The organism is Leucobacter chromiireducens subsp. chromiireducens, assembly GCF_016758255.1.
Lineage (GTDB): Bacteria > Actinomycetota > Actinomycetes > Actinomycetales > Microbacteriaceae > Leucobacter > Leucobacter chromiireducens.
The window spans coordinates 344,622-358,866 of sequence record NZ_QYAD01000001.1; the positions used below are offsets into that span (position 1 = coordinate 344,622).

Genomic DNA, 14,245 nt, shown 5'->3' on the forward strand with positions numbered 1-14,245 from the left:
GAGATGCGTGACGCGAGAACGTGGGGTCCGTGCTGGCGCGGTGATCGGGGACGTGCTGCTCAACATCGCGGCTGTGGGCGGCATTGTCTGCATTGTGCTCGTCGCGCTCTCCGGGTTCTTCGGCATCTCGATCATCATGTTCAAAACGGGGTCGATGTCGCCGTCGATTCCTGCCGGGTCGCTGGCCATCGTGCGGCAGATTCCTGCGGATGCGATTCACGTAGGCGATGTGGTGACCGTTGATCGGGCCGGAATGCTGCCCGTCACGCATCGGGTGACATCGGTGTCCGGGGAGGGGCCGAGTCGCACCATCACCATGCGCGGGGACGCGAACGATGTCGATGACCCTTCTCCGTATGACGTCACCCAGGTGCGCGTCGTGATGGGTGCCGTGCCGGGACTTGCCCGCGTGGTCGTGTGGTTCTCGCACCCCGCTGTGCTCGGTGCGCTCACGATTGCGGCTGCGACCCTCGTCACGTGGGCGTTCTGGCCGCGAGCTCCGCGCGGGCCCGGGGGCTCGGAGCCTCATCCTGAACGTCGAGCCGGCCCGGCGGCGCGACGAGGGCGACACACTGCGGGAGTCGCGGCGCTCGCCGCAGTGTGTCTGGGCGCTGGATGGGGGATCGCGCAGCCCGCCGAACGGGCTGCGGCCGCGACGCCCCAGCATGCCGAGGCTCGCGGTGCTGATGGCGAACGGGTGGAAACGGTCACGGGGAAGCGCCTCAGGCTGACCGCGGTGGGGAACCCCGCAGCAATGCGCGCCATGCGCCCGGGCGTTCCCGTTGACTGGCAGGTCGGGGTTGCTTTTGACTCCGCCAGCGCCGGGGACATTGATGTTGCGCTGATCGCCACGGGCGACCCCGAGCTCGGGCTTGTCGTCGCGGTGCGCTCATGCGCGGTGCCCTGGGAGGGGCGTGTTTGCGCCGACGCGGAGCGTGTGGTTCTTGCCCCGGGCGCGCTCGATGTGTCAGGCGAACCGATCGAGCTGGGGGTGCTCACTGGCGTCGAGGAATGCTGGTATCTCGTCACGGGTGAAATCCCGGCCGGGGGATTGGGGCAGGTGGGCGTCACCTTTCGGGCGGTAGGGCACGGAGAGCGCGCGGAGATCGGACCGGGGGAAGGCGGCGCCTGGGCAACACCGACGCCCCCGGTGCTGCCCGTGACGGGTATGCCGGCCGCGTGGGGGCTCGCTGTGGTCGCCGTCGCGGGCGGGCTCGGTTGCGCGGGCATTGCCTCAGTAGTGCGCGGACGGTGGTCGAGATGATGCAGGCGAGAAAAGCTCGTGGTGCACGGCGCGCTCAGCTGGTGGTGGCGTGTGTGCTCGGCGCGGCGGTCGTGTCCGCGTGCGGAGCCCCGCCGTCGATCACCGATGCGAGCTGGGCGGATGCGGAAAACGCCACCGCGTCCTTCTCCGCGATGACCGTGCCCACCCCGCAGCAGCTCACCCCCAAGTGTTCCTTCAACCCTGGCTTGCTGGGAGCGACGCCAAAGATCACGGTCGAGTGGCGGGTTCCCGCCGGAGCGACGGGGTACACGATGGCAAGTGCAGAGTACGGCTATCTCGCACAGGGGGGACTCACTCCGTTGACCTCGGCGCTGCTGGGAAGCGTGACCGTCTCGGGGACCACTTCAGCGGCGAAGACCGAGTTCAATCTCGGGCTGCTGGGTGGTTTGCTCGGTGGCGGCGCATCAGTCGCAGTGAGGCTGACGGGGCCCGGCGGCTGGAAGTCTGCGTGGCTGGTCGCGACGGGAACGAGTGGTATCGCGGGGACAAACGCTGACTGTAACTGGAGCACCGTGCCTCCGAGCCCGTAAACGCACGTGTGCCCCGCAACCCGAGTGGGCGGCGGGGCACACGTGCGTGAGGCCTGAACTTAGGGGAGCAGACGGTTCGGGCCGCGGAACAGGTAGGTGACCTCGCGGATCGACGACTGCTCAAGCATCAGCATAAGCACGCGGTTGAGGCCCATGCCGAAGCCGCCGTGCGGGGGCACGCCGTAGCGGAAGAAATCGAGGTAGAACTCGAGCTCCTTCGGGTCCATGCCCTTCTCGATCGCCTGCGCTTCGAGTACCTCGATGCGGTGCTCGCGCTGCGCGCCCGTCGAAATCTCGGTGCCGCGGTAGATGAGGTCGTAGCTCTTCGTGAGGTTCGAGTCATCCTCGTGCCGCATGTGGTAGAACGGGCGAATCGATGCGTCGTAGTCCGTGAGGAAAACGAAGTCGCTGCCGTGCTCCTCCTTGGCCCACGCGGCGATCTGGCGCTCGCCCTCGGGGTCCATGTCGGCGTCGGTGCGGGGCACCTCGTAGCCGCGAGCCTTGACGATCTCCTTCGCCTCGGCGAGGGGCACGCGCGGGAACGGGCGCGCCGGCACGGTGAGGTCGATGCCGAAGAGCTTCTGGATCTCCTCGCCGTGCTTCTCCTTGACCGCGGTGAGGCCAGCGACGATGAGCTCCTCGTGCAGCTCCATCACGTCGACGTGCGAGTCGATCCAGCTGAGCTCGGTGTCGATCGAGGTGAACTCAGTCGCGTGGCGCGACGTGAACGAGGGATCAGCGCGGAACGCAGGGCCGACCTCGAAGATGCCGCCGAAGCCCGCGGCCTGCGCCATCTGCTTGAAGAACTGGGGGCTCTGCGCGAGGAACGCCTTGCCCTCGAAGTACTCGACCTCGAACAGCTCAGCACGCGATTCCGAGGCCGAGGCCATGAGCTTCGGCGTCTGGATCTCGATGAAGCCGCGATCCACCCACACGTTCCGCAGCGCGTGCAGGAAGGTGGTCTGGATGCGGAACACGAGGTTCTGCTCGGGGCGGCGGAGGTCGAGGAAGCGCCAGTCGAGGCGGACGTCGATGCCCGAGTCGCCGGCGACGGGGTTGTCGGGCAGCGCCTTCGTGAGAACCTCGATCGTTTCGATCTGGATCTCCACGCCGCCGAGCTTCACGCGCTCGTTGTGCTGCAGCTCACCCTCAACGGTCACGAAGGTGCCGTGGGTCAGCTCAGAAATGGTGGTGGTGCGGGGCACCAGGATGTCCGAGCGAGGGTTCTCGGGATCCGGCTCGCGCAGTACGCCGCCGTTCACGAGCTGCACTGCGCCCGACTCGTCGCGCAGCACCACGAACTGGACGTAGCGCTGATCGCGCACCTTTTCCACCCAGCCGGATACGCGCACGGTGCCGCCCTCAAGGGCGGGCAGGTCCTTAATCAATACACGCTCAGTCACCCCCACAGTCTACTCGCGTGTGGGGGCCTGCACTGCGCGTGGAGGACGACGAGTAATCAATAAGTTGAAACAATGTGTCACATCACTTTGGTGAATGGGTGGATCGTTCCTACGCTGTCCCTCGTCCCCCGGATCTTTGCACGGGGCCTTCGAAAGGACACTCCCATGACCCGCTTTGCTCGCACCACACTTCTCGCCGCCGCGCTCGCCACTGTGGCGCTGGGCGCGAGCGGCTGCGCTCCCGCGGCTTCCGCGGGCGGCTCGGGGTCAGGGGCCGACGCGGAGGCGGGGCCGCAGAAGCTGCTCGTTGCCACGGGCGGCTCGCCGCGGCCGTTCACCTTTCTGGACGAGAACGACGAGCTGACGGGATACGACATCGAGATCCTCAAGCTCGTTGACGAGAAGCTGCCCGATCTCGAGTTCGAGTTCCAGGTTGCCGAGTTCCCCGCACTCTTCGCCGGCCTCGACTCCGGCCGCTTCAACATCGTGGCCAACAACCTCTCCGCCACGGAGGAGCGCCGCGAGAAGTACGACTTCTCGGATCCGTACATTGAGGCGCAGTTCGGTGTCGCTTTCGCGAAGGGGTCTCCGCTCGCGGGGGCGACGACCCTCGACGAGCTCGCAGGCAAGCGCACCTTCGGGGAACCCGGCCTCAATTTCACGAAGATTCTGGAGGCCTACAACGAAGCGCACCCCGACAAGAAGATCGAGATCGAGTACACCGAGCTCGATCTGCAGTCCCAGTACAAGAAGGTCGCGACGGGCGGCGCGGACTTCGTGTTCAGCGACAAGGTCGTGTACGACGGGTACGCGAAGGGCGTGGACGTCGACTTCTCGCAGCTCGACGGCGAGAAGCTCGTTGAGGAGTATGGCACCAACCTCTTCTCCGCCTACGCGATCTCGAAGCAGACCCCCAACGTGGATCACGTGGTGGAAGAGCTGAACGGCGCGCTGCGCGAGCTCGCTGCAGACGGCACACTGACGAAGCTCAGCACCGAGTTCTTCGACGGCCTCGACGTGTCGCCGAAGACCGCGCTCGCCGAGAGCGAGTAGGGCGGAAACCGTTACCACCGTGGACACCATCATCGATTTCCCCGCGATCGGGAAGTACGTGCTCGATCTGCTGCCGTACATCCCGGTGACCCTCGCGCTCAGCGTGGTCGCGACGGTGATCGGTACGCTGCTGGGGCTCGGCCTTGCACTCATTAAATTGGCGCGCGTGCCGGTGCTGAGCCAGATCTGTGCCGTGCTGGTCTCATACCTGCGCGGTACCCCGCCGCTTGTGCAATTGCTGCTGAACGTCAACGCAGTGCCGATCGCAATCCTCTACATCAACCACGCGTTCGGGACGAACTGGGACGCGATGGCGCTCTCGCCCTTTGTCGTTGCCGCGTTCACGTTTGCTCTGACCGAAGCGGCGTACAGCTCGGAAACGATTCGCGCGGCTCTGCTGTCGGTGGACAAGCGCGAGATCGAGGCCGCGCACGCGCTGGGGATGACGTCGTGGCAGACCCTCACGCGGGTGACCGTGCCCAACGCCGCGGTTGTCGCGTTTCCCACCCTCGTGAACCACTTCATCGGCATGCTCAAGCAATCGTCCCTCGCGTTCGTCGTGTCGATCGTTGAGATCACCGCCTACGCGAAGATTCTCGGCGGACGCGACTACCGGTTCTTCGAGGCCTACCTTGCTACCGCGATCATCTACTGGGCGCTCACGGTGCTGATCGAGCAGGGCGCGCGCTGGATCGAGCGCTGGATGGAACGCCCGCGTCCCGTTCGCGGGCGGTCACGTGGAGCAGCCGTCGGGTCGACGCCGACTGGCGCGACCGCGCCGGGCGCCCATACCGCGGCCGGGGTGCTCGCATGATCGGCGTGCACGGCATCCGCAAGGCGTATGGCGAACGCGTGATTCTCGATGGCCTCGATCTCGAGCTCGCCGAGGGTGGGGTGACCGCCATCGTGGGGCCGTCTGGCGCGGGAAAGTCGACTCTGCTCCGCTGCTTCGACCTGCTCGAACGGCCCGATGCCGGAACGGTGACGGTCGATGAGGTGACCGTGAACGCGGCATCAGCGGGCCGCGCCGAGGTGCTGCGACTCCGTCGCAATACCGCGATGGTCTTTCAGCAGTTCCAGCTGTTCGCCCGCAAAACGGCGCTCGAGAACGTGGCCGAGGGGCTCCGTGTCGTCCGCGGCCTGCCGCGCCGCGAGGCCGAAGCCGCCGCCGCCGCGCACCTCGATCGCGTCGGCCTCGCCGCACACGCCGGGCACTACCCCGCCCAACTCTCGGGCGGCCAGCAGCAGCGCGTCGGCATCGCGCGGGCGCTGGCCATGGAGCCGCGCGTGCTGCTGCTCGACGAGCCCACGAGCGCGCTCGATCCCGAGCTGGTGGGCGAAGTGCTGCAGACGATCCGCGAGATCGCGGCCGCCGGGCAAACCATGGCGCTCGTGTCGCACGAGATGCACTTTGTGAGACAGATCGCCGATCGCGTCGTGTTCTTAGAGGGTGGCCGCATCGTCGATGACGCCACCCCGGACGCGTTCTTCGGCCCGGACGCGAGCACGCGCGCCCGCGCCTTCCTCCGCGAGTACCACCTGGCCCGCGGCGGCCCCGAATACCAGATTTGATCATCCAGGAGATACCTCATGACCACCACTCCCGCGCCGCGGCCCCTCAAGAGCCTCGGCTTCATCCACCTCGTTCCCTTCGACAGCGCCGACCCGGGCCGCGGGCTGCGCGATGGCGTCGAGCTGTTCCGCTACGCGGAGGAGCTCGGTCTCGACAGCGGCTGGGTGCGCACGCGGCACCTGCAGCACGGGCTGCCCTCGCCCGCAGTGTTCTTCGGTGCGGTCGCGCAGCAGACGGAGCGCATCGGGCTCGGCACGGCGGTGATCCCGGTCGGCCATGAGAATCCGTTCCGCCTGGCCGAGGACCTTGGCACCGCGGACGCGCTGTCGGGAGGCCGGGTGCTCACCGGTGTGAGCGTGCACCCGCCGGGGTACGCCGACGACGTGAACGACCTCGTGCACGACGCGGGCTGGCGCGACGAAGATTACTCCTACGAGCGGATTGAGCGGTTGCGTCGATTCCTTGCGGGGGATCGGGTGCGCGAGGTGCCGCCCTACAACGGTATTGGCGGGGACTTCGACTCGGAGCGGGTCGAGCCGCACAGTGCGGGGCTCTCCGAGCGGCTCTGGTACGGCGGCGGCTCGCTGCGCTCAGCGGAGTGGACCGGCCGCGCCGGGCTGAACTGGCTGGTGAGTAACATCAGCACCACGGCGGATGGCGACACGAACTTTGGGCGAGTGCAGCGCGCGCAGATCGACGCGTTCCGTGCCGCGCACCCTGCCGGCGAGGCCGCGCGCGCGACGGTGGCGCGCGTGATCGTGCCGACGGATGGGGCTACGCCGGAGCAGGCGGCGAAGTACCGTGCCTACGCGGAGGCCCGCACCCCGCGCACCGAGCAGGTGCACGGCGGGAAGACGATCATTGCCCGCGACGTGCTCGGCTCGCGTGACGAAATTGTCGAGTTTATTCGCACCGACCCCGCGTTCCAGGCCGCGGACGACTACCTCTTCGAGCTGCCGTTCGAATTTGAGCTGGCGGACTGGAAGCACATCCTCCACGAGCTCGCCACGAGCATTGGGCCATCGCTCGGGTGGCAGCCCGCGACCGAACGGGAGACAGCGTGAGCATCGCGGTGCGCCAGGCGCGGCGCGAGGAGTTCGCCGCGGTTGACGCGCTGATCGGAGCGGCGTACGCGCACGACTACGGCGAGACAAGTGGCGGGAGCGATCCCTTCCGCGCCGCGGCCGTGCGCGCTCGCGACTACGACGTGTGGGTGGCCGAGGACAGCGATGGGCAGTTGCTCGGCAGCGTGACGACCCGCCGCCCGGGCGGGCCCTCCCTGCACGAGGACATCGCCGCCGACGAGCTCGACCTCCGCCTCCTCGGGGTGTCGCCCGCCGCGCGTCGGCGGGGTGTTGGTGCCGCCCTCATGCGCGACGTCGCCGCGCGTGCCGCGGGGGAGGGATTCAGCGCGGTGGTGCTGAAGACCGGCCCCGCGATGCGCGGTGCGCACCGCCTCTACGAAACGCTCGGCTACGAGCGTCGGCCTGAGCGGGACGGGCTGTGGATCGGGGGCGAGCACCAGCTCGATCTGTTCACTTACGCCTACCCCCTCGTGCCACTCGTCGAGGCGCCGCTCGCGGATGAGTCCGCGGCGCGCGGGGTGCTTGGCGCGTTCCCCACGGGCGTGGTGGCGCTCGCCGCGCGCGGGGCGGCGGGGGAGCCCGCCGCGGCACTCACCGTGCAGTCGTTTGTCTCGCTGTCAGTCGCGCCGCCGCGCGTGCTGCTCACTGTCGGCACCGGCTCGAGCAGCTGGCCTCGCATCGCGGCGAGCGGCTCGTTCGCCGCGACGGTGCTCGGCGCGGGTCAGGGACCCATCGCACGCCGGCTTGCACGCCCCGGAGTGCGCGACAAGCTCGGCGGCACCCCCACCGTCCGCACGCCCACGCGCGGGCATCCGGTGATCGCTGGCGGGTCGGCCTGGCTTGAGTGCGCGATTCGCGAGGAGTTCGACGGGGGCGACCACCGAATTGTGCTCGCGGATGTCCTCACCTATGGCCTGCTCGGCGGGGTAGACCGGCCGCTCATCTATGCGCGCTCGCGTTTTGGCGGCTTCGCGGGTGTGGCGTAGCGCGATCCCGATCGAAAAGCGGCGAATCGAACCCGGATCCCGGGGGCACACCCGGAGGGGGTATGCTCCCGGGATTCTCAGGTGAGCCGAACGTACAATGGTCTGCGTGAGCGACAAACTGCTGCATTTGGTGCGCCATGGCGAGGTCCATAACCCCGATCTGGTGCTGTACGGGCGTATCCCCGGATTCCGCCTCTCAGAGCGCGGACACCGTATGGCGGAGGCCGCCGCGCTCGAACTCGCGGGCAGCGACCGCGCGATCGCGAAACTCTACGCGTCGCCGCTCGAGCGCGCACAGCAGTCGGCGCGACCGATCGCGAGCACCTTCGGTCTCGAGATTGTCACCGAAGAGGGCATCATCGAGCCCACCAACTTCTTCGAGGGCAAGGTGAACTCCGGCCCCGACGCCGCGTTCAAGCAGCCGCGCTACTGGCACAAGTTCTGGAATCCCTTCCGGCCGAGCTGGGGCGAACCCTACCGCCAGGTGGCCGCGCGCGTGCGGCAGGCGATGGACGATGCCTGGGCCAGCACCCGCGGGGGCGACATCGTGATGGTGTCGCACCAGTCACCCATTTGGATGGCGCACCTCGATATTGCAGGCAAGCCTCTCTTCCATAACCCGGCCTCGCGACGCTGCGAGCTGTCGAGCATCACGAGTTTTGAGAAGCGCGGTGAGCGCTGGTTCGAGGTCGACTACCGCACGCCCGCCGCTGGGCTGCTGGACGACGCCGTAGATGTGGGGGCCGTATGATCCGCCGAAAGACCTGGGCCGTCGCGGCCCTCGCCCTGAGCGCCGCGCTCGCGCTGTCCGCTTGCAGCAGCGGGGGAGGCAGCGACCTCTCGAAGCAGTGGCAGGAAGGCAGCGACAAAGGCTACGTCTCCGGCGACGGCACCTCCGCGAGCTTCGCGCCGAGTGAGCGCACCGATCCGGTTGAGTTCTCGGGCGAGACGGAGCACGGCGAGGAGCTGAGCTCAGCCGACATCGCGGGCCAGGTTACCGTGGTGAACTTCTGGTACGCGGGGTGCCCCCCGTGCCGTGCAGAGGCGCCGGACCTGGTCGCCGCGTACGACGAGTTCTCGCCGAAGGGCGTCGAGTTCATCGGTGTCAACACGCGCGATCAGGCCGCACAGGCCCAGCAGTTCGCCAAGGAATTCGGTGTCGAGTACCCCTCGATTATGGACATGCCGGGCGGTCGTTCCGTGCAGCGCGCGTTCGCCGGCCAGGTGCCGCTGAACGCTGTGCCGACCACGCTGATCCTCGACCGCGAGGGGCGCGTGGCGCACCGCGTGCTCGGCATGCTTGCGGGGGAGTCGCAGCTGCGCACCCTCATCGAGGAGACCCTCGCCGAGGGTGAGCAGGACGCCACAGATGCGCCCGCTTCTGCCGAGTCGGGGGACCGCACGAGCGCCCCGAGCAGCAAGCAGTAGCCGCGCGTGGGCATCTTTGAGATCGTGGCGGACGGGCAGTTGCTCGTCGCATCGCTGATTGCGATCGCCGCGGGGCTCGTCTCCTTCCTGTCGCCGTGCATTCTGCCGCTCGTGCCCGGCTACCTCGCGTACGCGAGCGCGAGCGCGGGTGCTGCTCCCGGGGAAGCACCGAACCGCCGCCGCCTGGTGCTCGGCTCGGTGCTTTTCGTCGCAGGCTTTACGGCAGTGCTCGTCACCTTCCTTGCGGCCGCCGGCTCCGTGGGCATCTGGCTGATGGAGTGGGAACCCGTGATCACGCGCGTCATGGGCGTGTTCGTGATCGTCATGGGCCTCGTGTTTATGGGCTTGTTCTCGCGCGCGCAGAACACGCGCAAACTCAAGCTCAAGCCCAAGCTCGGCCTGGCAGGGGCGCCGGTGCTGGGCGCGGTTTTCGCGATCGGTTGGACGCCCTGCATGGGCCCGACGCTCACCGTCATCATGGGGCTCAGCCTCCAGCAGGGATCCGTGGCGCGCTCCGTGGTGCTGGCGCTCATGTACTGCCTCGGCCTCGGCCTGCCGTTCGTGCTTGCCGCGTTTGGCTTCGGCTGGATGACTCAAACGATGACCTTTTTCAAGCGGCACATTCGTACCGTGAACCTGATCGGCGGCGGTTTGCTGATCCTCATCGGTCTCCTCATGGTGACCGGGCTCTGGAGCAAGATGATGTTTGCACTGCAGGCGGTGATTGACGGGTATGTCACGCCCCTCTGATTACGATGACGGCACCGGCGCTGGCGGCTCGCTGCGCGCGGAATCCCCCGAGCTCGGCCTCAAAGGCTGGGGTCGCTGGTTCTGGCGCCAGCTCACCAGCATGCGGGTGGCCCTGATCCTGCTCCTGCTGCTCGCGGTTGCAGCGATCCCCGGATCGCTCGTGCCGCAGCGCTCTGCCGACCCCAACGGCGTGGTGCAGTACCAGCAGGATCACCCGACGCTGTTCAAGGTCCTCGACGCCTTCCCGATTCAGGCGTTCGACGTGTACAGCTCGGTCTGGTTCTCTGCGATCTACCTGCTGCTGTTCATCTCGCTGATCGGGTGTGTGCTGCCCCGCCTCGCGCACCACTGGAAGGCCTGGCGCGGCACGCCGCCCAAGACCCCCGCGCGGCTGAACCGCATGGCCGGCTTTTCAGAGGTGCGTGTCTCGAACCCCGACGCGAGCCCCGAGGAGCGTGCCGAGTTTGGTGAGCGTGCCGTCGAGGTGGCCGCTGGCATGCTCAAGAAGCAGGGCTACCGCGTGGAGACGCAGGAGGTGACGCGTCGTGGCGTTACCGAGGTGTCGGTGTCCGCCGAGCGCGGCTACCTGCGCGAGACCGGCAACCTCCTGTTCCACGTCGCGATGCTCGGCGTGCTCATCAGCGTGGGCGTCGGCGCGGCACTCACGTTCAACGGCCAGAAGGTGCTCATCGAGGGTGAGACGATGGTCAACCAGCTCATCGACTACGACACCGTGAACTCGGGACAGGCATTCGATACGGGCAGCCTGGAGCCGTTCAGCCTGCGACTGAACTCGCTCGACGTGAGCTACATGACCCCCGAGGACGGCAACATCGACGCCCTGGGTCAGGTCAAGGACTACATCGCTGACATGACGCTGATCAGCGCCGACGGAAAGTCGGAGGAGGAGCACACGATTCGTGTGAACCACCCGCTCCGCGTGCATGGCTCGCCCATCTACCTGATCTCGAACGGCTACGCGCCGCTCATCACGATCAAGAACGCGGAGGGCGAGGTGGTGTACCGCGAGTCGATGCCGTTCATTCCGCAGGACACGAACATGACCTCGCTCGGCGTGGTGAAGGTGCCCTTCGGTATCTCGACGGAGGATGGCGAGGCGACGCAGCTCGGCCTTCGCGGCTTCTTCTACCCGACGCAGGCGGAGCTCGACACCGGCGCGTTCACCTCGAACTACCCGGACCTTGAGAACCCCGTGCTCACGCTCGATGTGTTCACGGGCAATCTCGGCATTGACGGAGCCGTGCCGCAGTCGGTCTACGTGCTCGACACGAGCGACATGGAGCAGCTCACGGGCCGTGCGGTTGACAAGAAGTCGCTGTCGCTCACGCCGGGTGAGACGGTCGACCTGCCGAACGGCATGGGAACGATCAGCTTCGAGAAAGCGCCTCGATATGCGGCGTTTGACGTCATGCAGAACCCCGCACAGATTTGGATCCTGATCTTCGCGCTTGCCGGCCTGGGCGGTCTCATGTGGTCGCTCTTCGTGCCTCGCCGCCGGATGTGGGTGAAAGCCCTGCAGGATGAGGACGGTGTCGTGCTGCAGTACGCCGGCCTGGCTCGCGGTGACGATCCCGCGCTTGACCGGGCCGTCGAAGAGCTGCGCGAGCGGCACCGCGAACAGCTCTAGCTTGCGCCGCATACAGTACTGCCCCGGGGCCTCACGCCTCGGGGCAGTACTGTTTTCTGGGCCGCGGTGATGCGGGAGCGCGCCGCCTAGCGGAAGATGATCGTGCGGGCGCCGTCCGCGAGGATACGGTTCTCGGCGAACCAGCCCACGGCGCGGCGAAGCACGCGCGCCTCCTCGTCCTGGCCGAGCTGCACGAGTTCGCGCGGTGAGTATGAGTGATCGACGCGCACGACATCCTGCTCGATGATCGGGCCCTCGTCGAGATCCGTCGTCACGAAGTGAGCCGTCGCGCCGATGAGCTTCACCCCGCGCTGGTGGGCCTGCTTGTAGGGGTTGGCACCCTTGAACCCGGGCAGGAACGAGTGGTGAATGTTGATCGCGCGGCCCTCGAGCGCTTCGCACAGGCTCGGCGACAGAATCTGCATGTAGCGCGCAAGCACCACCAGCTCAATGTCGTGCTCCTCGACCGCTGCGAGGACGCGTGCCTCGAATGCGTCGCGATCCTCCGGCGAGGCGATTGCGCGGTGCTCGAACGGCACGTCGTAGAACTCGGCGATGTCGCGCACGGTCTCGTGGTTCGACAGGATCAGCGGCACCTCAATGGGCAGCTGGCCGCCACGCTGGCGGTACAGCAGGTCGTTGACGCAGTGCGTCGCGGTGGAGGCCAGAATGAGCGTGCGCACGGGGCGGCCCACGCGGTCGAGCCGCCAGGTCATGTGGTAGCGCTCGGTCACGGGTGCGAGGGCGTTCGCGAAGCGATCCTCGAACGTGTCGGGCTGCGCCACGGCCTCAACCTGCAGCCGCATGAAGAAGCGGCCCGTATCGGCCGAGGCAAACTGCTGGCTCTCGGCGATGTTGCCACCGGCCGCCACGATCGCACCGCTGATGGCATGGACGATTCCGGGTCCGTCAATGCAAGAGAGGGTGAGCACCCACTGGGTGTCGAGCGTGTCAGCAGCGATCGTGTTCATCCGGCCAATTCTAGCCAGTCTTCCCGAGTGGCCGCGCTTCATGACGATCGGCTGACGGTTGCGTAACCGGGCGGAACTTCCCGGTTGGGGAATGTGCCCCGCTGGTATGCTGATCGGGTCGTGACTGGCGTACAGATGGTCCACCATCGGGGAACGACACCTCTTCACGGAATGGCCGCTCGCCTGGGTCTTGATTCCGATACCGATTCCGCCTGCGCGGAGCGAACACACTGAGGAGCGCACTATGTCCACCCAGTCAGCTTTCTTCAACGAGCCGCTCGAGGTCGTCGACCCCGAGATCGCTGAGGTCCTGAAGAACGAGCTCGGCCGCCAGCGCGGCACCCTTGAGATGATCGCCAGCGAGAACTTCGTTCCGCGCGCGGTGCTCGAGGCGCAGGGCTCGGTGCTCACCAACAAGTACGCCGAGGGCTACCCGGGCCGCCGCTACTACGGTGGCTGCGAGTTTGTTGACGTCGCCGAGGATCTCGCTCGGGATCGTGCCAAGAGCCTGTTCGGCGCGCAGTACGCCAACGTGCAGCCCCACTCCGGCGCCTCGGCAAACGCCGCCGTGCTCTCGGCAATCGCTGAGCCCGGCGATACGATTCTCGGCCTTGAGTTGGCGCACGGCGGCCACCTCACGCACGGCATGAAGCTCAACTTCTCCGGCAAGCTCTACAACGTTGCCTCCTACGGCGTCGACCCCGAGACGTTCCTGATCGACATGGACGTCGTCCGCGCGAAGGCGCTCGAGGTCAAGCCGAAGGTCATTATCGCGGGCTGGTCGGCGTACCCCCGTACGCTCGACTTCGCGGCGTTCCGTGCGATCGCCGACGAGGTGGGCGCGACCCTCTGGGTCGACATGGCGCACTTCGCGGGCCTCGTGGCTGCTGGCCTGTACCCCAACCCGGTGCCGCACGCGCACGTCGTTTCGTCGACCGTGCACAAGACGATCGGTGGCCCCCGCTCGGGCTTCATCCTCACGAACGACCTGGATCTCTACAAGAAGATCAACTCGAACGTGTTCCCCGGCCACCAGGGCGGCCCCCTCATGCACGTGATTGCGGCGAAGGCCACCGCCTTCAAGCTCGCCGCCACCGAGGAGTTCGCTGACCGTCAGGTCCGCACGCTCTCCGGCGCAAAGCTTCTCGCTTCCGCACTCACCACCGAGGCCTCGAAGGCTGCTGGCGTTGACGTGCTGACGGGTGGCACCGACGTGCACCTCGTGCTCGCGGATCTCCGCAACTCGAAGCTCGATGGCCAGCAGGCGGAGGATGCACTCCACGAGGTGGGCATCACGGTGAACCGCAACTCGGTGCCGTTCGACCCCCGCCCGCCGATGGTCACGAGCGGCCTGCGCATCGGTACGCCCGCGCTCGCCACCCGCGGCTTCGGTGATGTTGAGTTCGCTGAGGTGTCGGACATCATCGCGCTGACCCTGCAGCAGGCCGGCGACATCGAGGCGCTGAAGGCGCGCGTCACGGCGCTCGCTGAGGCTTTCCCGCTGTACCCCGGCCTCGAGGAGTGGTGAGCCCG

Annotated in this window: 14 protein-coding genes and 1 riboswitch; of the genes, 12 read left to right on the plus strand and 2 right to left on the minus strand. The window is 67.3% G+C overall.

Annotated features, from left to right (window positions below; translation table 11 throughout):
- The first annotated feature begins 7 nt into the window (after nt 1-7).
- Both D3226_RS01655 and D3226_RS01660 read left to right on the plus strand, forming a co-directional pair.
- Nucleotides 8-1,264 (plus strand): signal peptidase I, encoded by a 1,257-nt coding sequence (locus tag D3226_RS01655; RefSeq protein WP_202380685.1) that lies wholly within the window; start codon nt 8-10, stop codon nt 1,262-1,264.
- Nucleotides 1,261-1,815, plus strand: a complete 555-nt coding sequence (locus D3226_RS01660) for a hypothetical protein (RefSeq protein WP_202380686.1) — start codon at nt 1,261-1,263, stop codon at nt 1,813-1,815. Before D3226_RS01655 ends, D3226_RS01660 begins: the two co-directional genes overlap by 4 nt.
- 59 nt (nt 1,816-1,874) lie before the next feature.
- Here the strand turns inward: D3226_RS01660 and aspS are convergent, their stop codons facing one another.
- Complete coding sequence (aspS, locus tag D3226_RS01665) at nt 1,875-3,203, minus strand: aspartate--tRNA(Asn) ligase (protein WP_202381485.1); 1,329 nt, start codon at nt 3,201-3,203, stop codon at nt 1,875-1,877.
- Nucleotides 3,204-3,383: 180 nt separating this feature from the next.
- Here aspS and D3226_RS01670 point away from each other — a divergent pair, with 180 nt between their 5' ends.
- The 9 genes from D3226_RS01670 (at nt 3,384) to resB (ending at nt 11,741) form a co-directional block, all read left to right on the plus strand.
- Nucleotides 3,384-4,271 carry a transporter substrate-binding domain-containing protein gene (locus tag D3226_RS01670; RefSeq protein ID WP_202380687.1) on the plus strand — a complete coding sequence of 296 codons (888 nt, stop codon included), beginning with the start codon at nt 3,384-3,386 and terminating at the stop codon, nt 4,269-4,271.
- 19 nt (nt 4,272-4,290) lie between these two features.
- Nucleotides 4,291-5,085, plus strand: coding sequence for an ABC transporter permease subunit (locus D3226_RS01675; RefSeq protein WP_202380688.1), 795 nt, complete (start codon nt 4,291-4,293; stop codon nt 5,083-5,085).
- Nucleotides 5,082-5,843 (plus strand): amino acid ABC transporter ATP-binding protein, encoded by a 762-nt coding sequence (locus D3226_RS01680; protein ID WP_202380689.1) that lies wholly within the window; start codon nt 5,082-5,084, stop codon nt 5,841-5,843. The genes D3226_RS01675 and D3226_RS01680 overlap by 4 nt, the downstream gene beginning before the upstream one ends.
- Nucleotides 5,844-5,861: 18 nt before the next feature.
- Nucleotides 5,862-6,908, plus strand: a complete 1,047-nt coding sequence (locus D3226_RS01685; RefSeq protein WP_202380690.1) for an LLM class flavin-dependent oxidoreductase — start codon at nt 5,862-5,864, stop codon at nt 6,906-6,908.
- Nucleotides 6,905-7,915: a GNAT family N-acetyltransferase gene (locus tag D3226_RS01690; protein ID WP_202380691.1), complete on the plus strand. Its 1,011-nt coding sequence runs from the start codon at nt 6,905-6,907 to the stop codon at nt 7,913-7,915. The genes D3226_RS01685 and D3226_RS01690 overlap by 4 nt, the downstream gene beginning before the upstream one ends.
- Nucleotides 7,916-8,012: 97 nt before the next feature.
- A complete protein-coding gene (locus tag D3226_RS01695) occupies nt 8,013-8,666 on the plus strand; it encodes a histidine phosphatase family protein (protein WP_202380692.1) in 654 nt (217 codons plus the stop codon).
- Nucleotides 8,663-9,343 carry a TlpA family protein disulfide reductase gene (locus tag D3226_RS01700; protein ID WP_202380693.1) on the plus strand — a complete coding sequence of 227 codons (681 nt, stop codon included), beginning with the start codon at nt 8,663-8,665 and terminating at the stop codon, nt 9,341-9,343. The genes D3226_RS01695 and D3226_RS01700 overlap by 4 nt, the downstream gene beginning before the upstream one ends.
- Nucleotides 9,344-9,349: 6 nt before the next feature.
- Nucleotides 9,350-10,093 carry a cytochrome c biogenesis protein CcdA gene (locus D3226_RS01705; protein WP_202380694.1) on the plus strand — a complete coding sequence of 248 codons (744 nt, stop codon included), beginning with the start codon at nt 9,350-9,352 and terminating at the stop codon, nt 10,091-10,093.
- A complete protein-coding gene (gene resB, locus D3226_RS01710; protein WP_202380695.1) occupies nt 10,077-11,741 on the plus strand; it encodes a cytochrome c biogenesis protein ResB in 1,665 nt (554 codons plus the stop codon). Before D3226_RS01705 ends, resB begins: the two co-directional genes overlap by 17 nt.
- A gap of 86 nt (nt 11,742-11,827) precedes the next feature.
- Here resB and purU read toward each other — a convergent pair whose 3' ends face one another.
- Entirely contained in the window at nt 11,828-12,712 is an 885-nt protein-coding gene (purU, locus tag D3226_RS01715) for a formyltetrahydrofolate deformylase (protein WP_202380696.1), read from the minus strand.
- A 110-nt stretch (nt 12,713-12,822) separates the two neighbouring features.
- Nucleotides 12,823-12,908, plus strand: a riboswitch (ZMP/ZTP riboswitch).
- 48 nt (nt 12,909-12,956) lie between these two features.
- On the opposite strand from purU, the gene glyA reads away from it, so the two are divergent.
- Nucleotides 12,957-14,240 carry a serine hydroxymethyltransferase gene (gene glyA / locus D3226_RS01720; RefSeq protein WP_202380697.1) on the plus strand — a complete coding sequence of 428 codons (1,284 nt, stop codon included), beginning with the start codon at nt 12,957-12,959 and terminating at the stop codon, nt 14,238-14,240.
- Nucleotides 14,241-14,245: the final 5 nt, after the last annotated feature.